This window comes from Bacteroides mediterraneensis (assembly GCF_900128455.1).
GTDB lineage: Bacteria > Bacteroidota > Bacteroidia > Bacteroidales > Bacteroidaceae > Phocaeicola > Phocaeicola mediterraneensis.
Genome location: NZ_LT635783.1, coordinates 2,574,661 through 2,596,126, shown reverse-complemented (window position 1 = coordinate 2,596,126; position 21,466 = coordinate 2,574,661). Strand labels below are relative to the sequence as shown.

17 protein-coding genes are annotated in these 21,466 nt (G+C 51.3%); 14 read left to right on the top strand and 3 right to left on the bottom strand.

The genetic code is table 11. The features are described 5' to 3' along the window. Positions 1-27 precede the first annotated feature (27 nt). The 4 genes from BQ7480_RS11070 to BQ7480_RS11055 are packed head-to-tail and all read left to right on the top strand — an operon-like array spanning position 28 to position 7,044. Positions 28-2,340, top strand: a complete 2,313-nt coding sequence (locus tag BQ7480_RS11070) for an ABC transporter permease (RefSeq protein WP_072542902.1) — start codon at positions 28-30, stop codon at positions 2,338-2,340. A 33-nt stretch (positions 2,341-2,373) separates the two neighbouring features. Then, complete coding sequence (locus tag BQ7480_RS11065) at positions 2,374-3,921, top strand: TlpA family protein disulfide reductase (RefSeq protein ID WP_072542901.1); 1,548 nt, start codon at positions 2,374-2,376, stop codon at positions 3,919-3,921. A 23-nt stretch (positions 3,922-3,944) separates the two neighbouring features. Continuing rightward, positions 3,945-6,317 carry an ABC transporter permease gene (locus tag BQ7480_RS11060; protein WP_072542900.1) on the top strand — a complete coding sequence of 791 codons (2,373 nt, stop codon included), beginning with the start codon at positions 3,945-3,947 and terminating at the stop codon, positions 6,315-6,317. A 52-nt stretch (positions 6,318-6,369) separates the two neighbouring features. Next, positions 6,370-7,044, top strand: coding sequence for an ABC transporter ATP-binding protein (locus tag BQ7480_RS11055; protein ID WP_072542899.1), 675 nt, complete (start codon positions 6,370-6,372; stop codon positions 7,042-7,044). Positions 7,045-7,062: 18 nt separating this feature from the next. Here the strand turns inward: BQ7480_RS11055 and BQ7480_RS11050 are convergent, their stop codons facing one another. After that, a complete protein-coding gene (locus tag BQ7480_RS11050; protein ID WP_072542898.1) occupies positions 7,063-7,959 on the bottom strand; it encodes a helix-turn-helix domain-containing protein in 897 nt (298 codons plus the stop codon). Positions 7,960-8,182: 223 nt separating this feature from the next. Between BQ7480_RS11050 and BQ7480_RS11045 the strand changes: the two genes are divergently transcribed. Genes BQ7480_RS11045 through BQ7480_RS11030 form a run of 4 tightly spaced genes read left to right on the top strand, consistent with a single transcriptional unit; the run spans position 8,183 to position 14,391 of the window. After that, the gene (locus BQ7480_RS11045) at positions 8,183-9,301 is read left to right on the top strand and encodes an efflux RND transporter periplasmic adaptor subunit (protein WP_072542897.1); all 1,119 of its coding nucleotides are present in this window, start codon (positions 8,183-8,185) and stop codon (positions 9,299-9,301) included. Between the two features lie 9 nt (positions 9,302-9,310). Further along, positions 9,311-12,454, top strand: coding sequence for an efflux RND transporter permease subunit (locus BQ7480_RS11040; protein ID WP_072542896.1), 3,144 nt, complete (start codon positions 9,311-9,313; stop codon positions 12,452-12,454). 42 nt (positions 12,455-12,496) lie between these two features. Then, positions 12,497-13,879 (top strand): TolC family protein, encoded by a 1,383-nt coding sequence (locus tag BQ7480_RS11035; RefSeq protein ID WP_072542895.1) that lies wholly within the window; start codon positions 12,497-12,499, stop codon positions 13,877-13,879. Between the two features lie 11 nt (positions 13,880-13,890). After that, on the top strand, positions 13,891-14,391 hold the full coding sequence (locus BQ7480_RS11030) for a hypothetical protein (RefSeq protein ID WP_072542894.1): 501 nt from the start codon (positions 13,891-13,893) through the stop codon (positions 14,389-14,391). A gap of 27 nt (positions 14,392-14,418) precedes the next feature. Here the strand turns inward: BQ7480_RS11030 and BQ7480_RS11025 are convergent, their stop codons facing one another. After that, entirely contained in the window at positions 14,419-15,342 is a 924-nt protein-coding gene (locus BQ7480_RS11025; RefSeq protein ID WP_072542893.1) for a DNA/RNA non-specific endonuclease, read from the bottom strand. Positions 15,343-15,354: 12 nt separating this feature from the next. Then, complete coding sequence (locus tag BQ7480_RS11020) at positions 15,355-15,816, bottom strand: alanyl-tRNA editing protein (RefSeq protein WP_072542892.1); 462 nt, start codon at positions 15,814-15,816, stop codon at positions 15,355-15,357. A 402-nt stretch (positions 15,817-16,218) separates the two neighbouring features. Here BQ7480_RS11020 and kdsB point away from each other — a divergent pair, with 402 nt between their 5' ends. The 6 genes from kdsB to BQ7480_RS10990 all read left to right on the top strand — a co-directional run bounded on the left by kdsB (position 16,219) and on the right by BQ7480_RS10990 (position 21,454). Continuing rightward, positions 16,219-16,980: a 3-deoxy-manno-octulosonate cytidylyltransferase gene (gene kdsB, locus BQ7480_RS11015; protein WP_072542891.1), complete on the top strand. Its 762-nt coding sequence runs from the start codon at positions 16,219-16,221 to the stop codon at positions 16,978-16,980. Next, entirely contained in the window at positions 16,977-18,269 is a 1,293-nt protein-coding gene (locus tag BQ7480_RS11010) for a M16 family metallopeptidase (protein ID WP_072542890.1), read from the top strand. Before kdsB ends, BQ7480_RS11010 begins: the two co-directional genes overlap by 4 nt. 70 nt (positions 18,270-18,339) lie before the next feature. Then, positions 18,340-19,461 (top strand): MORN repeat-containing protein, encoded by a 1,122-nt coding sequence (locus tag BQ7480_RS11005; protein ID WP_072542889.1) that lies wholly within the window; start codon positions 18,340-18,342, stop codon positions 19,459-19,461. After that, complete coding sequence (locus BQ7480_RS11000; protein ID WP_072542888.1) at positions 19,458-20,243, top strand: inositol monophosphatase family protein; 786 nt, start codon at positions 19,458-19,460, stop codon at positions 20,241-20,243. The genes BQ7480_RS11005 and BQ7480_RS11000 overlap by 4 nt, the downstream gene beginning before the upstream one ends. Positions 20,244-20,315: 72 nt before the next feature. Then, positions 20,316-20,981, top strand: a complete 666-nt coding sequence (locus tag BQ7480_RS10995) for a DUF2461 domain-containing protein (RefSeq protein ID WP_072542887.1) — start codon at positions 20,316-20,318, stop codon at positions 20,979-20,981. Between the two features lie 29 nt (positions 20,982-21,010). Next, positions 21,011-21,454 (top strand): NanQ anomerase/TabA/YiaL family protein, encoded by a 444-nt coding sequence (locus BQ7480_RS10990; RefSeq protein WP_072542886.1) that lies wholly within the window; start codon positions 21,011-21,013, stop codon positions 21,452-21,454. Positions 21,455-21,466: the final 12 nt, after the last annotated feature.

Below are 21,466 nucleotides of genomic sequence, written 5' to 3'. Positions count from 1 at the left end.
TTATGTAGCTTTAAGAGATATAAAAAAATGGTTGCACATTATTTGAAAGTGGCTTTCCGCAATTTGTGGAAATATAAGTTTCAGCATATAGTCTCGGCTTTGTGTCTGGCGGTAGGCGTCTTAGTCTTTTCGCTTATGATTCGTTTTGTAAGCGTAATGAGTGAAAAGGCTGATTATATAGGAGGCGAACGGGCTATGCAACTGAATATTAGTAAAAAGGATTTTGCCGGTGATATTCCTTTCTATGAAGAAGATGTCCGGAGGCTGGAAAGCCAGGTTACAGGTATGCTGGATTCTATCTCAGCCTTTTCCTATGAGGCCCATATAGACGTGGAGGTGGTAGGAATAGATGGGAATGAAACCCCGTATCAGGTGACTTATAAAACGGCAAATCCTTCAGCTTTTCTGTTTTGGAAATTACCTCTGCTTTATGGTTCCCGCTTGCCGGAAAGAGAAGATGAAATCGTTGTTTCTGCTGCTTTTGCTCGAAGGATAGCTGGCGGTGACAATCCGGTCGGTCGGGTGGTCCGTCTTGCTTCGCAGACTTCCGCTAATGGTATTACGGATTATTCGATTGTGAATGTAGTGGCCGAAAATGAAAAGGGCGGCTCGCCGAGGACAGAATGTTGGTTCCCTTTGTCATTGAAACCGAAAGCGTGGCTGCAAGTCTATGCTCTTTGTGAGCAGGGGGTGTCTCCGGAAGCGCTGAAAAAGCGTTTGGCGGGGATGAATTGGATACGTGGAGAGGAGGTGATGCATGTGAAGGCTTTTTCTTTGAAAGAATTGGAGGAAAGCAGGAATACAGATTTGGCCTGTTTTTTCTTGCTCTTCATTTCTTCCTTGATTCTGCTGTCGGGACTGATTAATTTCCTGAAGTTTACATTTCAAATGTTTTATGCCCGTCAGCGGGAGCTGGCTTTACGTAAATGTGTGGGCTCCGATTCAAAAGGTATCTTCTGGTTGCTGTTTTCTGAAGTGTTCATCATGCTGACCATTGCCTGGTTCCTTTCTTTGATAATGGGAGAGGTGGCAATTCCGCTGGCCCGTACTTGGTTGCCTTTGGAGAATATAGTCTGGATGTCTGCTTCGTCTGTCTACGGTCTGCATACACTGGTGTATTTGGGTACCTTGTTGCTTTGCGTTCCTCTGTTATTGATTCCGGTGTGGCGGGTGCGTAGAGTGAGTCTGATTCATCAGATTCAGTTCAATCGCGGGAAACATGTTTTTCGTTCCCTGATGATTGGGGTTCAACTGGCGGTGTGCATTTTCTTCCTTGGAGCGGTGATGGTGGTGCATTTGTCATATACAGAACTGTTTGGAAAGACTTATGCTCCTTTGGCTACGGCAGAAGAGGAACGGGGCCTTTCTCTTTCTTTGGATACGGAACGTATTCGTCAACATTGGGATGAGATTCGTTCAGAACTGGCTGCTTTACCTGAAATTGAACGTTTGGTCACACTGGGGGATGAAACTTTAGATGGAAATCTATCTTCCTATCTTTATACCTCCTATCAGAAGGCAGATCATTCAGAGGTACGGGTTGCTGTAGCTCAGGGAGATCCGGCTTATTTTGATTTTTTCCATATTCCGCTGGCTGGGAAACGGATGGAGGCAGAAGCGGAAGGGTATGTATATGTCAATGAGGCGTTTGCCCGCTTGTTACAGGCTGAACATGCAGAAGGTACGGTGATGCTTGATGGAAGAAGTTACCGGATTGCAGGGGTGTATCATGAACTGTATAAGCAGGTGATACTGGATGGACGGATGAACTTGTCGGTATTCTTCCCTTCTTCTCAGGCAACTACTTGTTTGCTGAAAATTGCATCCGGTAGCGAGGTAGATAAAGTAACGAAACGAGTGATTGCTTTGTGTCGCCAGTATGTTCCGGAGACCTTGCCGTTACACATTCGAAAGTTAAGTGATGTCCGGCAAACAGACACTGCTACTATTGGAATGATGAAATATGCCATGGGGATATTGGCAGGCATTAGTGTGTTGTTAGTGGTTTTGAGCGTATATTCATCGGTGGTGATGGATGCGGAAACCCGACGAAAGGAAGTGGCCATTCGTAAAATAAATGGGGCTTCCCCATGGAACATCGGTTTGCTGTTCGCACGAGGGTATGCCTTGATTTTTCTGATAGCTTTTGGGGTGACTTATCCGGTGCTGAGGCTTGCCATGATTCAGGCATTGAGCGATTCCGGCTTGCAGTCCGTTTACGGTTGGGCCTGGGGAGTCTGTCTGTTTGTCGTAGTTGCGTGCTTGGTGGGACTGACTGCATGCTGGCAAATATTCCGGGTGATGCGGGTGAATCCGGCAGAAGAAATCAAGCGGGAGTAATATAGTATAATAACCTAAAATGAATAAATAACCATGAGAAAACAAGTATTAGCCTGTCTGCTCTTAGGTGCATTGGGAGCGCAGGCACAAGAGAAATTTGTGGTGGAAGGACAGTTGAAGCACATTCCCGATGGAACCGTGTTCAGTTTGATGAAGCGAGAGGGGAATGTAGGGAGTATGGCGGCTACCGACACGTTGCGGAACGGCACATTCCGTTTTGAACTGACTACCGCCGGAAACGGGCTGGAACGCTATGATTTGATGGCACATGACAAGACGAGTTTTCCACCCATGTCGCTCAGCTTGTGGGTGAATCCCGGAAGTCGTTTGCTCGTACAGGGAGAAAATCCGTATATTTACTCTTGGAAAGTAGAGAGCGATGTGAAGGAACAACAGTTCCAGCAGCAGCTGATGCAGGCTTCCCGCAAGGAATGGGAAGAGTTTCAGCGGTTGTCCATGCAGAAGTTTGAGCTGATGAGGTCGGCTGCACAGGGAGGAAACAAGGAACAGGCTCGTGCAAAGGTAGACAGTCTGCAACAACTGACGGATAAGTTGAGCGATCAGATTACGCAGCATACTATCGCACTTATGAAACAGTCGCCGGTTAATGCCGTCTGGATGGATGAATTGTATCGAATGGGGATGTCGGTGAAGTTCCGTAAAGACTATCCGTATAAGGAAGACGTGCAGCAGTTGTACGATTGTCTGGATGCCGCACAGAAAGAGACTTTTGAAGGGAAGAGCGTGTACCTGGCTTTGAATCCGCCAACCGTGGTCAAGGCGGGCGAGGAAGCTGCCGATGCGGATATGTATGATTTGGAAGGCAAGGTTCACCATTTGGCAGGGTTTCGCGGAAAATACGTCCTGCTGGATTTCTGGAGCCGGGGATGTGGCCCTTGCATGATGTCGCAGCCGGAGCTGAAAGAAATCAGCGAGATGTACAAGGACAGCCTGGAGGTGGTCAGTTTGAGCATTGAGAACCGGAAAGGATGGGAAGAGGCTTCTAAAGCGCATGCCATGACTTGGAATAACTGGAACGATTTGGAGGAAACCAATGGATTGTATGCCCGTTATGGCGTCAGAGGTATTCCCCATTTTGTGTTGATTTCTCCGGAGGGAAAGGTAGTTGACAGTTGGAGTGGATATGGAAAAGGGCTGTTGAAGCTGAAAGTCAAAGGCATGTTGGCTCCCAAACAGCCGATGCGTATCGAATGGAAAGACGGTCACAAACTGGTGCATCATCCGCGGAAGAAAACAGAGAAAGTGGATGTGTTGACCATCCGTCAGGTGGAATTGACTGACTCGGCTACGGTGCTTCGCGTGCATGCACGGTATATTCCAAACTATTGGATTCGGCTGGACAAAGCGACTTTTTTGATGTCGGATAAGGGGGTGAACTATCCGCTCCTGCGCAGTGAAGGTTTCGCAATAGACGAGCAAGTGTTTATGCCTGATAGCGGAGAAATGGATTTCACGCTCTATTTTTCTCCGCTGCCCGAAGATACCCGTTGGTTTGACTTTTCGGAAGGCGAGCACGTGGAAGGGGGATACTATATCGAAGGCATCCGTCTGACAGAATAATAACGTACTAAAATTGACAATGGATGATACTGAGTGTTACACTGAAAATGATTTTGCGAAGCTGGTGGCGGAACAAGGTGTTTTTCCTTGTTTCGGTAGCCAGTCTGGCATTGGGATTAGCCTGTACCAACTTGCTGATGACGTACTTTGTGCACGAGCATGGGTTGGAAGGGCGTAATCCGGACCGTGACCGTATGTTTTTCCTGCAGCAGGATGACCCGATGACGGAAGGGAAACGGGTGGCTTTTGCTGGAGCCGAGATTCCTCCGCAACTGAAACAGAACTATGCCGAGGTGGAGGACTTTCTTCGGTTAGGGAAACTGGATTTGCTTTACTGCAAGGTGAACGAGCAGAAGGTGGAAGGGGATTTTAAGATGCTGTCGGCCGATACGACCCTGACGAGTTTTTTTGATTACCGTGCGGAAGAAGGTAGTTTGAGTCAGGTACTTTGTCAACCGGGAAAAGTGGCGTTGAGTGAGGCTTGTGCCCGTCGCCTTTTCGGAGAGAAACAAGCGGTAGGAAAGCAGGTGGAGGCACATTTCCGCTTTGGAGAGGCCCGTACGTACGAAGTGGCGGCAGTACTGAAGGAACGCGAACAGTCGCTTCTACAGTTTGACATGCTGATAGCACACGATCCTGATTTCTTCTGGGGTGGCCTTACGTTGCTGAAGCTGACTCCGGGTACAGATGCGGGTCACCTGGCTGATAAACTGAACGCGGACAAGGTGCCTACACTGATGCCCGGTCAGACGAAATATTATTTGGATCCGCTGGACGCTATTTGTTTTACGACTCCCGACGATGCTTCCCAGCAGACGCTCGATTTTGTCAGTCAGACACCTGTGCAGACTCTCTATATCAGTCTGCTGGCAGCCGTGCTGATACTGGTCATTGCCTGCTGCAACTATACCAACATGAGTTTGAGCCGCTTGCTGCAACAGCTTCGTATGATTCATGTGGAGAAATTGATGGGGGCTACCTTGCGCAATATCCGTCTGCAACTTTTCGGGGATGCTTTCCTGACGGTGGTGCTGGCGTTCGGGCTGTCCATTTTGCTGGTGAACGACTGCTTGTCACTGTTTAATGACCTGTTGGGTTCGCGGTTGACCATGACGTTCTTCTTCAGTAGTCAGATGTTGCCGTGGTTGCTGTTGTTTATTCTGTTGGTGTCGGTAATACCGGCATGGTACATCAGCTATCGCCTGTCACGTTTGTCGTTCACGGAATACCGTACGCTTTACAGTGGCCGGCGCAAGCAGCGCTTTGTGGCAGTACTGGTAACAGTGCAGTTTGTGATTTCCATCGGTTTGTTGCTGGCTACGCTGACAGCCCGCAACCAGATGGAACTGACCCGCCAGCGGGCGTCACGTTACGAAGGCTGCATTGAAATAGGAGATGCTTTTGGCGCTCCGCTGGCTCCTTTCAAGGCGGAACTGGAGAAACGGGTGAAAGGCATTGAATCCATGACCCTTTCCAAGGCTTCGGTACTCAGTGCCTGGATACGTCAGTTGAATGTGCAGCGTCCCGGTGGGAAGGAAGTGCGTACCAATCTGCTGACCTTGGAAGGCGACTCCACTTTATTGCGTACCTTGCGAATTGAACAGTTGAGTGGAGAATCTCCTTCCCGCCTGTTGGAGCGTCAGGTCTCTCCGGCATTGGTGAACGAGAGTTTTGTCCGGCTGTTGGTGCCTGTGGGTACGGAAGTGGTCGGACATGCCTTGCGTGAGTTCGATACGGAAACACAAGACAGCTTGGCTGTGATAGGTGGTGTGGTGCGTGATTTTTCCGTCAATTCACTGGAGGAAGCCGTAACGCCCCTTGTCATCACACTGCTGTCGGCAAGTGACTTGCAGAAAGGATTCTATCTGCAGCTTCGTCTTCGTCCGGAAAGCCGTGAGGAGGCCTTGCGGCAGATAGAGACGGTATGGAATGAGATGAATCCCAACCAGCCTTTCAGATATACGGACATACATCAGGAGTTTATGGCACGCAATCAGAAAGTGCTTTCCTTGTCGCATATCCTGACGTTCTATGCCGTCATCGGTCTGTTGCTGACAGGCTTCGGGTTGTTTGGCATTGCCTGGTATGCCACCCGTCAGCGGATACGTGAAATCAGTATCCGCAAGGTACATGGGGCCACACGTGGGCAAATCATTTGGCTGCTCAATAAGCCGTTCTGCCTTTATGCTATCGTAGCCTATGTGGTGGCCATGCCCGTTGGCGGGTGGTTCATGCTACATTGGCTGGAGCAGTTTGCCTACCGTGTCCCGCTTTCGGCCGGTATCTTTGTATGGCCGTTGCTGGTGGTGTGGGGCCTCTCGGCACTCATCGTCTGTCTGCAAGGTTGGATATTGAGTCGGGTAAATCCGGTAGAGTGTATGAAACAAGATAATTAATTAATAGTCAAGAATGGAGACTGATAATGTGATTCAATTAAATTTTAAGCGTATGATTAAAACAGAAAATTTACAGAAAGTGTTCCGCACGGATGAGGTGGAAACTTGGGCATTGAATAATGTAAGTATCGAAGTAAAAGAAGGGGAATTCGTGGCCATTATGGGCCCTTCCGGTTGTGGAAAATCTACTTTGCTGAACATCTTGGGACTGCTGGACAACCCCACCGGAGGAAAGTATTACCTGAATGGGGTGGAAGTAGGCAGCTACACCGAATCGCAGCGTACCTCCTTGCGTAAGGGCGTGATTGGCTTCGTGTTCCAGAGCTTCAACCTGATTGATGAACTGAACGTATATGAGAACATCGAACTGCCCTTGCTGTATCTGGGAGTGCCTTCGGCAGAACGTAAGCGGAAGGTGGAGGCAGCCATGGAACGGATGGGGATTACGCATCGGGCCAAGCACTTCCCGCAGCAGTTGTCGGGAGGTCAGCAACAGCGTGTGGCCATTGCCCGTGCGGTAGTGTCGGGCCCGAAACTGATTCTGGCCGATGAACCTACCGGTAACCTGGATTCCAAGAACGGACGGGAAGTGATGGGGCTGCTGACCGAGTTGCACAAGGAAGGCACTACCATCGTGATGGTGACACACTCGCAGCACGATGCCGGTTTTGCCGACCGCGTGATCAACCTCTTCGACGGACAGGTGGTGACGGAAGTCAACCTGTAAGGAGCAGGTTGTGTTTTTCTATAACTGTTTCTTGAACCGACCGGGCGACATGCCGCTGTGACGCTTGAAGAACTTGCTGAATGCGGCCTGGTCGGCGAAACAGAGTTTTTCGGCCACGTCCTGTACGGTATAGGCCGGATTGAGGAGGCAGATTTTGGCCTCTTCCATCAGACTTTCATTGATGAGCTGATTGGCCGATTTACGGTAGGCCTTTCTCAGTTTGGCCGACAGGGCGTCGGGCGACACACAAAGCTGGTCGGCATACCATCTCACAGTGTGATGAAAGCGGCAGTGGGTATGCATCAGGTAAAGAAAGCGGGGAAGCGTTTCGTCCCATGGGAGGACGGGCTCTTCTTCGCTTTCCTGTTTATAGGTACGGAAAATGATGTTCCAGATTTCCAGTACCAGGGAACGGAGCGTGTTCTCCAGAATTTCATGCTGAAAATTGTTTTCTGTCTGTGCAAGGGTGTGCCGCAGGATATCGAACAGGACACGGATACGGGTGATGTCGTCTTCCTTTAGCGTAAGGAAGGGCGCTTGTACATATCGGTAAATGTAAGGCGTAACCCTCGGTCGGATACATTCTGCCGCTTGCAGGAAGAGTTCCCGGCGGGTAATGAGCAGGCAACCTTCAAACTGGGCATCGGTTTTCAGGTCGGTCCATTGGTGAGGTTCGATAAACTCAATGTAGGCGGGAGCCTGGATAGCCATGCGCCCCTCGGGCATTTGCAGACTGAGTTCTCCTTTTAGCATGAGCAGGGAAACCGTGTGCTGGGTATCGATGGTACCCTTCCGGAAAACCTCTTCGCCTTGTACATGAAAAAGGCCCATCAGCTCGTTGTAAATCATTCCTTCCTCTTTTTCCCCTTTGGAAGACAATGGCTTCAGCCATTTGGTAAAAGCATATTCTCTCATCTTATTGTATGGTTGTATTGTATTTGCGCGTCTAAAGTACGTACATAAATCTATGTCTGAAAGTCTTTTTGTATGTTTTAGAAATCGTAAACAGAATAAATGCTAAAGAGAGGATTCAGACAAATGTTCTTAGGATTGGGACAAGTGTCTTGATAGGGCAGGCTTCTAAATTTGCGCTTGCTATAACAACAGAATGAGTCAAATCAACTAAAAAGAGAACAAGATGAAAAAAGCATTTGTTTTTGTCGGAACGTGTCTTGTGACTTTGCTGGGACTGCTGACGGCTTGTACACAGTCGGCCGGTACTTCGCAGGAGGGCGGATACAAGACCATGACCGTAAAAAAAGAAAATCGTCTTCTCACCAACAGCTATTCGGCGGTGATGAAAGGAAGGCAGAGTGTGGAAATCCGTCCGCAGGTGAGCGGTACGATTACCGACATTTGCGTGAAGGAAGGGGCCAAGGTGCAGAAAGGGCAGGTGCTCTTTGTTATCGACCAGGTGCCCTATCAGGCAGCCTTGCAGACGGCAGTGGCCAATGTGAAGAGTGCGGAAGCGGCGGTAGCTACGGCCCGTCTGACCTCGGACAGCAAGGAGGAACTTTTCAAGGAAAAGGTGGTTTCTGATTTTGACCGCCAGACGGCACGGAATTCCTTGCTGGAAGCAGAAGCCAGTCTGGCACAGGCTAAGGCAGCCGAGACCAATGCCCGCAACGACCTTTCTTATACCGTAGTACGCAGCCCGGTGAACGGAGTGGCAGGCATGTCTTCTTATCGAGTAGGGGCCTTGGTCAATTCGTCCATCACCACTCCGTTGCTGACGGTCTCCGACGACGAGGAAATTTATGTGTATTTTTCTCTTACGGAAAACCAGATATTGTCGCTGGTCCGCCAGTATGGAAGCGTGGAAAAGGCGCTGGCGGGCATGCCTAAAGTGTCGTTGCTGCTGAGCGACGGTACGACGTATGCCCATGAGGGTACGGTGGATGCCATCAGCGGTACCATCGATACGGAGACCGGAGCCATCAGTCTGCGGGCTGTGTTCCCCAATCCGGAAGGCATGTTGCGCAATGGAAGTACGGCTACGCTGGTACTGCCTTATACCAAGAACGATGTGATGGTGGTTCCGCAGGAAGCCACTTTTGAAATCCAGGACAAGGTGTATGTGTATAAGGTGAACAAGGAAGGTAAAGCCGAATCGGCTCAGGTGACGGTCTTCCCGCTGAACAACGGGCAGGAATACATTGTGGAGAGTGGCTTGCAGGAAGGCGACGTGATTGTGGCCGAAGGGGCAGGATTGATTCAGGAAAATACGCAGATACTTTCCGTACATACTGAAAAATAGGAGGGTGCCATGAAACTGAAGACTTTTATCGACCGGCCTATCTTGTCGTGTGCCATTTCCGTGCTGATTCTGATATTGGGAATCATCGGTCTGAGCAATCTTCCCATGGAGCAGTATCCCGACATTGCACCGCCCACCATCATGGTGTCGACCACTTATACCGGTGCCAATGCGGAAACGGTGCTGAAGAGTGTTATCGCTCCGCTGGAAGAAGCCATCAACGGGGTAGAGAACATGACGTATATGACTTCCACGGCGACCAATACGGGGTCGGCTTCCATTACGGTGTATTTTGCGCAGGGAACCGATCCGGACATGGCAACTGTCAACACGAAGAATCGTGTGTCGGAAGCGGAAGGACTGTTGCCGGCGGAAGTGACCAAAGTGGGAGTTACCGTGGAGAAACGCCAGAACAGTATGGTGAAGATTCTGGCATTGTACAGTCCCGACGACAGTTACGACCAAAATTTTATCAACAACTATTTCAAGATTAACGTAGAACCTCGTCTTTCCCGTATCACGGGAGTCGGAAATGTGAACGTGATGGGAGGGGATTATGCCATGCGTATCTGGATGAATCCCCAGAAGATGGCCCAGCATCAGCTGGTGCCGGCCGATGTCATCGCTTTGCTCGACGACCAGAACGTGGAAGCGGCTACAGGTACGCTGGGCGAGGATTCTGAAAATACATTTCAATACACGCTCAAGTACCGGGGTCGGTATGAAACGGCAGAAGAGTTTGGCAACATGGTACTCAAGGCCTTGCCGACAGGTGAAGTGCTCCGCCTGAAGGATGTGGCCGAAGTGGAACTGGGTGCCCAGACTTATGCCTATAACAGCCAGATTGCGGGCCACCCCGGTGCTACGTGTATGATTTCGCAGACCGCCGGCTCGAATGCCAACGAGATTGTGAAGGAGGTGGATGCTTTGATGGCAGAAATCTCGAAAGACTTGCCCAAAGGGCTGGTGCTGACCGACCTGATGAGTACGAAAGACTTCCTGGATGCGTCGGTGCATGAGGTGGTGAAGACCTTGATTGAAGCCATCATTTTGGTGGTATTGGTGGTTTATTTCTTCTTGCAGAGTGTACGTTCCACCATCATTCCGTCAATCTCTATTATCGTGTCGCTGGTGGGTACGTTTGCCTTCCTCTATGTGGCCGGATTCAGTCTGAACCTGCTGACCCTCTTTGCCCTGGTACTGGTGATTGGTACGGTGGTGGACGATGCCATCGTGGTGGTGGAGGCCGTGCAGGCCAAGTTTGACGAAGGTTACCGCTCTCCTTATAAGGCGACGGTGGCTGCCATGGACGGCATCTCTGCAGCCATTGTCACTACCTCGCTGGTGTTCATGGCGGTATTTATTCCTACCTCGTTCATGGGAGGCACCAGTGGGGTGTTCTATACGCAGTTCGGTCTGACCATGGCGGTGGCAGTGGGTATCTCGGCCATCAATGCCTTGACCCTCAGTCCGGCATTGTGTGCCCTGATTATGACGCCTCACATGGACAAGACGACGGGCGAGAAATTGAGCTTTTCTTCCCGTTTCCACCATGCCTTTGAGGCCTCGTTCAACCGCTTGGTGCTGAAATACAAAAATGGCGTTTCGTTCTTCCTGCGGCGGAAATGGATTGCTTGGGTTTCCTTGGTGGCAGTTTGTGCTTTGTTGGTTTTCTTCATGCGGACCACAAAGACGGGACTGGTACCGGATGAGGACATGGGTACGGTCTTTGTCAATGTGACTACCCCTCCCGGAAGCAGTCTGGCACAGACCCGCAAGACGATGGAAATGATTGACAAGCGTATCCGTGAGATTCCGCAGATAAAGACGTATTCCAATGTGACAGGTTACAGCATGATGGGCGGACAGGCCGCTTCGGGAGGAATGCTGATTATCAAGCTGAAGCATTGGGATGAACGGGAGAAAGCAGAGGACAATATCAATGCGGTGATTTCTGCCATCTATCAGCATACGGCAGACATCAAGTCGGCCAAGATTTTTGCCTTCGCCCAGCCCACCATCATGGGATACGGTATGGGTAGCGGTTTCGAGATGTATGTGCAGGACCGTGCCGGAGGCAGTGTGGACGATTTGCAGAAGTACACCCAGAATTTCATTGCGGCCCTCAACAAGCGTCCTGAAATTTCCATGGCCTACACCACTTTCGATACGAAGTTCCCGCAGTATATGGTAGAGGTGGATGCTGCGAAGTGCCAGCGGGCTGGTGTCACCACGTCCGATGTGTTGAGTGTGCTTTCCGGATACATCGGTGGTAATTACTCCTCCAACCTGAACCGTTTCTCCAAGCTGTACCGTGTCATGATTCAGGCACGCAAGGATTACCGTCTGGACAAGGAGTCGCTCAACAACATGTTCGTACGGACCGAAAGCGGGGCCATGGCACCCGTGGGACAGTTCATCACCCTGACCAAGGTGTACGGGGCAGAAACGCTGACACGGTTCAACATGTACACTTCCATTCCGGTGAACGGAATGCCGGCCGACGGATACAGTTCGGGAGATGCCATTGCAGCCATCGAGGAGGTGGCAGCGCAGACTTTGCCTACCGGCTATGGGTATGAGTTCAGCGGTATTACGCGTGAGGAATCCGGCAGTACGGGAAATACCGTGATTATCTTCATTATCTGTATCGTGTTCATCTACCTGATTCTGTGCTCACTGTATGAGAGTCTCTTTATCCCGATGGTGGTGATTCTGGCCGTGCCTTTCGGACTGATGGGAAGCTTCCTGTTTGCCAAGTGCTTCGGATTGGAGAACAACATTTACATGCAGACCGGATTGATTATGTTGATTGGTTTGCTGGCAAAGACAGCCATCTTGCTGACTGAATATGCTTCTGCCCGTCGCCGGCAGGGAATGAGCATTGTGCAGGCTGCCGTGGCGGCTGCCGGAGTCCGTTTGCGTCCGATTCTGATGACGGCGCTGACCATGATTATCGGCTTGTTCCCGCTGATTGTCGCTACGGGGGCCGGAGCCAACGGAAACCGTTCGTTGGGTGTCGGTACGGTAGGAGGAATGCTGGTCGGTACGGTAGCCCTGCTGTTTGTGGTGCCGGTGTTATTTACCGTGTTCCAAGTGATTGAGGAAAAGGTGATGCCGCGCCGACATAGAGAAGAGGATACGGATGCCTGAGGTCCGGGCGGAAATAGTTAATCTACTAAAGACGATTTTGATATGCAGAAAAATATAAGTCATTTAGGAATGCTCGTTTGCCTGGGCAGTATGCTGACCGGGTGCGGCATCTATACCAAATACCAGCAGCCGGAAGTGCAAACCGACGGACTGTTTGGAACGCTCCCGGAGGAGGTGGATACCACCTCCTCACTGGGGGATTTGAAATGGCAGGAATTGTTTACCGACGTTTCTTTGCAACAGCTTATTGGACGGGCTCTGGAGGCCAATACGGATTTGAACGTGGCTCGCCTGAAAGTGGAGGAAGCACGGGCTTCCCTGGTTTCGGCCAAGCAGGCCTACCTGCCGTCTGCACAGCTGGACCCGGAAGGGGCGTTGAGCAGTTACGACGGGAGCAAACCCACCAAAACCTACACGTTGGGAGCTTCTGCCAGTTGGGAACTGGATTTCTTTGGGAAGCTGACCAATGCCAAACGGAAAGAACGGGCGGCATTGGAACAGAGCGAGGCGTATCGGCAGGCGGTACAGACCCAGCTGATTGCCACGGTGGCGGAAAGTTATTACACTTTGCTGATGCTCGATGAGCAGGTGGCTGTGACGGAAGAAACAGTGGAAAGCTGGAAAGAATACATCCGTAGCCTGAATGCCCTGATGCGGGCCGGACAGGCCGACCGTGCGACGGTGAATCAGGCAGAGGCCTCCCGTTTGAATACGGAAGCGTCTTTGCTCGACTTGCGGCAACAGGTGACCGAGATGGAGAACAGTCTTTGCAGTCTGCTTTTCTGGACTCCGCAGCACATTGCACGCGGCACACTCAGCGAGGTGAATTTCCCGCAGACCCTGTCGGTAGGGGTGCCGCTGGATTTGCTGGCCGGTCGTCCCGACGTAAGGCAGGCAGAGGCCACGCTCAAGCAGGCCTTTTATGCCACCAATCAGGCACGTTCCAGCTTCTATCCCAGTGTGACGTTGAGCGGTGCGGCCGGATGGACCAACAGCGGAGGAGCGTTGGTGACGAACCCGGGGGCCTGGCTGCTACAGGCGGTGGGCTCCCTGGTACAACCCCTCTTTCAGCGCGGGCAACTGATAGCCAACCTGAAAATCAGTAAGGCGCAGCAGGAAGAGGCTTTGCTTCAGTTCCAGCAGACGTTGCTGGATGCCGGTACGGAGGTGAACAATGCCCTGAACCAGTGGCAGACGGCCCGGCGGAAAACGGAGCTCGACCAGCAGCAGGTGGGGCACTTATCGGATGCCCTGCACGATACGGAGCTGTTGATGGAGCATGGGACGATAAATTACCTGGAGGTACTGACGGCCCGCCAGTCGTTGCTGACGGCCCGGTTATCGCTGGTGGCCGACCGGAACTCAGAGATTAAAAGTGTGATAACCCTCTACCATGCATTGGGTGGGGGATGTGAAGAGGAATAAAATAACGCGCAATGAAAAAATTGCTATATGTGGGAATGTGCCTGTGTGCCTTGTTTTTCTTGTTTGCATGCGAAAAAGACGACGTGAACAGTTACACTCCACTTCCCAAACTGCATTTGGGAGAAACTTTCAGATACAAATGTGAGCCGGAGAATTATATCCGGCTCGAATATGATACCTTGGACGAAGCGGCTGTATTGAACTTCTACAAGGACGAAGTCACTTCGCTGGATTACCTGGACTACGATGAGAATTCCTGCACTTTCTCCTTCCACAAGGGAGAAACCGGACTTTACCGTATCAGCTGGGATTATACGTTGGAAAATCCTTTACGGATATTATACGGGCAGAACGGCATGTGGTACCGGATGAATACGACCGGAACGAACGAGTACCTGCTGGAGGCCAACGATGGAATGGCCGTAAAGGTGGTGGCCTATCGTTCCAGCTACGATTCCGTGCATTGCACCATCGACCGTTTTTGCATTGAAGAATACAAGGCGGAAGAATAAACAGAGTGACCGGTGGCCGGTCTGTCTTCATCTTCCTGAAGGCAGTGCCGGCAGCTCGGCCTCTATACGGTTTTCCACGTCATCGGGCAGCTTGGAGAAGAAATCCATGCCCGTCACTTTTTCTACAGAATCGACCGGTACCAGGTATTTCTGCAGGGCCTGATGATGGGCCTTGTTGTCGAACAGGAAGCCCATGGCGATGGGATTTTTCCGGTTGTAAATCAATACCACCTTGAAGAACCGGTCGGGTACGGCCACCCGATGCTCTCCGATACGCTTCGGCTGTTTCTGGTCGTAAATCGGGCCGCAGGCAATGTACACCGTGCCATATTTTCGTGCCCAGCTGCGGCACAGTTCTTCCAAATCGCCCCAGTCATCACGGTTCAGCTTCTGGTTCTGCGGACAGATGTTGCTCATGTAGAACGATTCTTCCATCGCCTTTTTGCTCCACTTCATATCGGCAGCCGGTGCCATGTGCCCCCGGTCGTAACCGGAGTGCGTATAGTCTGCATGCTCCACGCGCGGTTCAGGCAGGTCCGGGTCGGGTACGAAGCGGTTTTTCCGTTCCTCGTCTCCCTTCGTTTCCTGGCGGGTCAGTTCCCAGGCCACCCAGTTGGGCGTCTTGTAGAAATTATTGTACGACACCGTGTAGCCCGTGCGTTGCAGCTGGATTTCCTCCCGTTTCTTCAGCACGACCGGAATCTCCAGTTTGCTGCTGATGCGGTTCGTGGCCGACGGCGGAGCGGCTTCTTCTGTCGCGTTCTTGGTGCCCCGTTGCGATACTTTTTCCCGGGCCTTTTCCAAGGTTTCCGAGATTCCTTTTTCCAGCCCTTTTGCTTCGGGCAGGTTTTGCTGGTTCTGGTAGAAGTATACCCCTCCACCGAGAATCAGCAGCAGGAGGATGAACCCTTTTAACGAGCCGGTGGAAGAGCCTCTTTTTTTCTTTGCCATAGTACGTGCGGTTTAAACCAGTTTGAAACGCATCCGGAAGATGCCGTCCTTGTAGTCGTGGCTGATGATTTTGAACGTACCGATTTCTGAGGTATTCTCTACGTGCAGTCCGATGCACAGACATTCGTCGTAGTCGCCCACGTGTACCACGCGCACCGTGTCGGAGGCCCCTTCGGGCAGGCGTTTCAAGTCGAAGCGTCCGGCGGCATCTTCTTGGGTGGTGAATTCCGTGGTAACCGGCAGATGACGGGCGATGACTTCGTTGACCGTATTCTCAATGCGGGTGATGTCTTCGTCCGAGGGAGCCTGTGGAAGCGCGAAATCAAGTTTGCTTTTTTTCCGTTCGATGTGGGCCGATACCGCCCGTCCGCATCCGAAAAGATTCACCATCGTGCGGTTGACGATGTGTTCGCAGGTATGCATGGGAGGATATTCCTGCTTGTGGTGTTCGTTAAGTTGAGTGGTTTGTTCCATAATTTATTTGATTTGGCGGCAAAGATAGAAAATCTGAAGAGATTTGTCGACTTTTGAGGGCTTTTGAGGGCTGAAAAAAACGCACTTGCGTTTGAAGGCAAACGCACTTGTGTTTTACTTGAAACGTACTTGCGTTTTGATTAAAACGTAAGTGCGTTTTGGGGAGACCTGATTCACGTATCTGGATGCCCTGTTTCTCAGTACTTTCCATTTTTTTTCGGGGCAGTGTTTTTCGGGGAAGAACAGCCGGGACCAGGAATGACCCGATTTGTGGGAGAAAACTATTTTTGTATGGTCTGTAGTGCAGGTTTAGGGTCTTTGGGGGGAGGGAAAGGTGATTATCTTTTCAGGTTTCGGAAAAATCTTATTATTTTTGCGTGATGAACCTCAAATATTATTATCATGAAATTTATTGGAATTATTCCTGCTAGATATGCATCTACACGCTTCCCGGCCAAACCGCTGGCTCCGCTGGGAGGCAAACCCGTTATACAGAGAGTCTATGAGCAAGTGGCCGGTGTGCTGGACGAAGCATACGTGGCTACGGACGACGAACGTATCGAAGCGGCCGTGAAAGCCTTCGGTGGAAAAGTGGTGATGACTTCCGTCGACCATAAGAGTGGAACCGACCGTTGTTACGAAGCCTACTGCAAGGTGGGCAGCGGCTACGACGTGGTGGTGAACATTCAGGGCGACGAGCCTTTCATCCAGCGTTCGCAGCTGGAAGCCGTGAAGGCGTGCTTCGACGAGGAGACGACCCAGATTGCCACCTTGGTGAAACCGTTTACACCGGCCGACGGATTCGATGCGCTGGAGAATGTCAATTCGCCGAAGGTGGTGGTGGACAAGTGGATGAATGCCCTTTATTTCAGCCGTTCCATCATTCCTTACCAGCGCAACCGCGACAAGCAGGAGTGGCTGGCCGGACACACATATTACAAGCACATCGGACTGTATGCCTATCGGGCTTCGGTACTGAAAGAGATTACCGCCCTTCCACAGTCGTCACTGGAACTGGCCGAATCGCTGGAGCAGTTGCGCTGGCTGGAGAACGGCTATTCCATCAAGGTGGGCCTCAGTGAGGTGGAGACTATCGGTATTGACACCCCGCAGGACCTGGCACGTGCCGAGGAATTCCTGCGCAATCACGGGGAGGCTCTATGACGCAGCTCGACCGTAGTGTGGCTCCTGCCATCCGCCAACTGGAGCATTTCTCCATCTTGCAGCCGGAACTGCACCGCATGCGCAACGGCATGCCGCTGTATGTGCTTTCGGCGGGCAATGAAGACGTGATTCGTTTCGACTTGCTGGTACGGAGCGGACAGCTCGACCAGTCGCAGCCGCTTCAGGCAGTGTTTACCAACCGCATGTTGCGCGAAGGAACCGTACGGATGACCTCGGGCGAGATTGCCGAGCGGCTGGATTATTACGGGGCTTGGCTGGAACTTTCTTCTTCTGTCAACTGTGGGTTTGTCACGCTTTACACGCTGACCAAATACCTCGACCAGACGTTGGAGATTGTGGCCGGAATGGTGAAGGAGGCGGTATTCCCGGAGGAACAGTTCCGGATTATCTGCGACATCAACCGCCAGCAGTTCCTGGTGAACAACCAGCGGGTGGATGTGCTGGCCCGCAAGCAGCTGAACCGTTCGTTGTTCGGCACCGCGCATCCTTTGGGCCGGTATGCGGAGCTGGAAGATTATGAACGTATCCAGGTGGAGGCGTTGAAGGAGTTTTATCACCGGCATTATCATTCGGGCAACTGTTCGATGTATGTGTCGGGCAAGGTGACGCCGGAGGTTATCCGATGCATTGAGCACCATTGGGGAGAGGCTCCGTGGGGCAGCTGTACGTCGGACAAGGTGGAGCGGACATGGGATATCGTGAAGGATACCCGCAAACGGATTTTCGTGGAGAAGGAGGATGCCTTGCAGAGTTCCCTCCGCATGGGAGGTTTCTCGCTCGACCGCAAGCATCCGGACTATCTGAAATTGCGGGTGCTGGTCACGTTGTTCGGCGGCTATTTCGGCAGCCGGCTGATGTCGAACATCCGCGAAGAGAAGGGATATACCTACGGTATCGGGGCCGGACTGGTGTCTTATCCGGGCACGAGCCTGCTGGTTGTCAGCACGGAAGCGGCCAACGAGTACATCGAGTCGGTGGTGACGGAAGTGTACCGTGAAATGGACCGCCTGCAGCAGGAAAAGGTGCCGGCCGAGGAACTGGAGATGGTGCGCAATTACATGCTGGGCGATATGTGCCGTTCGTATGAAGGGGCTTTCTCACTGTCGGATGCGTGGATATTCATTGAGACTGCCGGACTGAAACCGGATTTCTTCGATGCTTCGCTGGCAGCCATCCGGGAAGTTACTTCGGAGGAGTTACTCTCACTGGCTCAGCAGTATTTCTGCAAAGAAAACTTAATAGAGGTGGTGGCAGGTAAAAAAGTATAAACCTGTCGGTGCGGGCAAAAGTAAAAAGACTATTTTTGAACGGATTTAAAAAAACAGACCAATAATAAGGATGAACAAACATACATTGATTTTATTTACTTTACTGACTTTCGGATCGGTTTCGGCTTCGGCCCAGATGTCGTTGGGATACTATCAGTTTAAAGACGGATCGGAATATACCGGTGAACTGAAGGGACGTAAACCGAACGGGAAAGGACGGACTGTCTTCCGGAACGGGGATGTGTACGAAGGCGAATATGTGAAAGGAAAACGTCAGGGGGAGGGAACCTATACCTTCAGTGACGGCGAAAAATATGTGGGGCAATGGTATGAAGACCAGCAACACGGGAAAGGAACATATTATTTTATGAACAACAACCGTTACGAGGGAATGTGGTATGCCGATTTCCAAGAAGGAGAGGGTACCATGACTTATTATAACGGGGACTTGTATGCCGGCACGTGGCATCATGACAAACGGAACGGACAAGGCACTTACACCTGGAAAGATGGGGCGGTCTATACGGGCGAATGGAAGAACGACCTGAAAAACGGAAAAGGTACCATGGTTTGGGAAGACAAGTCGAAATATGAAGGCGAATGGAAGGACGGCATGCGTCACGGAAAGGGGACTTTCTATTATACCAACGGCGACAAGTACGTGGGCGACTGGAAGGATGATGTGCAGGATGGAAAGGGTATCTATTATTTCCAGAACGGCGAACGTTACGAAGGTGATTATGCCAACGGGGAACGGACGGGACGTGGTATCTACACGTATCCCAACGGCGACAAGTACGTGGGGCAGTTCCTGAACGGCTGGCAGGAAGGACAAGGCACGTTCACCTGGGCCAATGGGGCTGTATACGACGGACAGTGGGTGAAGAACCAGCGCTCGGGTACCGGAAAATACAAGTGGGCCAACGGCGATGAATACGAAGGCCAGTGGAAGAATAACATGGCGGAAGGAGAAGGTACCTTGCGTATGGCCGACGGCTCGGTTTACACCGGAGGGTTCGTGCGGGGCAAAGAAGACGGAAAAGGGGTGCTGATTGACAAGGAGGGCGTACGCTTTGAAGGCTTCTTCAAGCAGGGAAAGAAAGACGGTCCTTTTATTGAAACGGATATCAACGGGAATGTCATCCGGAAGGGGACTTTCAAATACGGACGTTTGTTGGAGGAGAAAAAATGAACTGGGAATTATCCGAACTGACGTGGAAGGTGCGTGAACTGGCCGTGGAAACCGGCGCTTTTATCCGTGAGGAGCGGAAGAAGTTCAGCCGGGAACGGATTGAGAAAAAACACGCACACGACTATGTGTCGTATGTGGACAAAGAATCGGAACGAAGAATAGTGGCCTGTCTGCGGGAATGGCTTCCCGAGGCAGGTTTTATTGCAGAAGAGGGGAGCGGAAGCCATGCCGACGAGGAATACTGTTGGGTGGTGGACCCGCTGGACGGAACGACGAACTTCATTCACAACCATGCACCTTATTGCATCAGTATTGCGTTGCGCAACCGCGAGGAAATCCTGTTGGGGGTGGTGTATGAAATCTGTCGTGACGAGTGTTTCTGGACTTACAAGGGAGCGCCTTCTTTCTGCAACGACCGGCAGATACGGGTTTCGGAGGTGGCTTCGCCCGACGATGCTTTTCTGGCTTTTGGGTTGCCGTATGATGCGGATGTCTACAAGTCGGTGTTCAACCGCCTGATAGAGAATTGTTACGGCAATGTGGCGGGTATCCGGGTGGTAGGTGCGGCGGCAGCTGAAATGTGTTACGTGGCCGACGGACGCTTTGAAGCCCGTGCCGAAGCTTTCACTTGCCCGTGGGACGTGGCAGCCGGCATCTTGCTCGTGCAGAATGCGGGAGGCCGGGTCACTGACTTTGCGGGAGGTGATTCGTGCTACACAGGCCGGGAAGTCATCGCATCGAACGGAAAAGTGCATGATTTTCTGCTGAATCTGTTGCGGTAGTACAAAAAAACACCTTTTTGTGCGACGGATAAGATTTTTTTTGTAAGTTTGTGTAACTCAAAAGAAAAAGATATGGATATATCGAATATATTGAACTTCCTGAAAGTGCTGGCGGCAAACAACAACCGGGAGTGGTTTCAGGAACATAAGGCGGAGTATTTGAGTGTGCAGGCTGACTTTGAGGAACTGCTGGGCATGGTTATCGCCCGTATCTCCCTGTTCGACGAGAGTGTGGCGCATGTGCTTCCGCAGGATTGTACGTATCGTATCTATCGGGATGTCCGTTTCTCTTCGGACAAGTCTCCCTACAAGACCCACATCGGGGGCTATATCAATGCCAGAGGGAAGAAATCCAATCACTGTGGTTATTATGTGCATCTGGAGCCGGGCAACTGCATGTTGGCCGGAGGGAGCTGGTGCATGCCTGCCGATATGTTGCGGGCAGTACGGCAGTCGGTGTGTGACCGTATCGACGAGTTTCGGGCCATTGTGGAGGATCCGGCTTTCCACCAATATTTTCCGGTGGTAGGGGAGACGCATCTGAAAACGGTACCGAAGGGATTCCCGAAAGATTTTCCTTATCCGCAGTATATCCGCTGTAAGGATTTTACGGTGGCCTGTCCGCTGGAGGATGAATTTTTCTCCCATCCGGATTTTCTGGACCGGATGACAGAGATATTCCGGCAGCTGAAGCGCTTTGCCGATTTCACGAATGAGACGATAGACGAGTTTGAATAAAATATTTAACTACTTAAATGTGAAATGATATGGTAATTGACAAATTGGAAAACCTGGAGAAATATGTTTCACTGAATCCTCTGTTTGCGGAGGCGGCGGCTTTCTTGAAAGCGACCGACCTGCAGGCTCATGAGGCGGGGAAAGTGGTGTTGAGAGAAGGGGAACTGACAGTGAACTTCTCGGATGTCTGTCCGAAAACCAAGGCGGAAGCACGCCTTGAAACGCATAATGAATTCATTGATATCCAGCTTCCGTTGTCGGGGGTGGAAGTGATGGGCTATACGCCGCGTGCCGACCTCCCCGAAGCGGCGTACGATGCGGAGAAGGATATCTCTTTTTATGAAGGAGCGGCTACTGACTATCTGACCGTAAAACCGGGGATGTTCGTGATTTTCTTTCCGGAAGATGCACATGCACCGGGCGTGACTCCTGAAAAAGTGAGAAAAGTGATTGTAAAAGTTCATGTCAAATAAATTCTAATAACT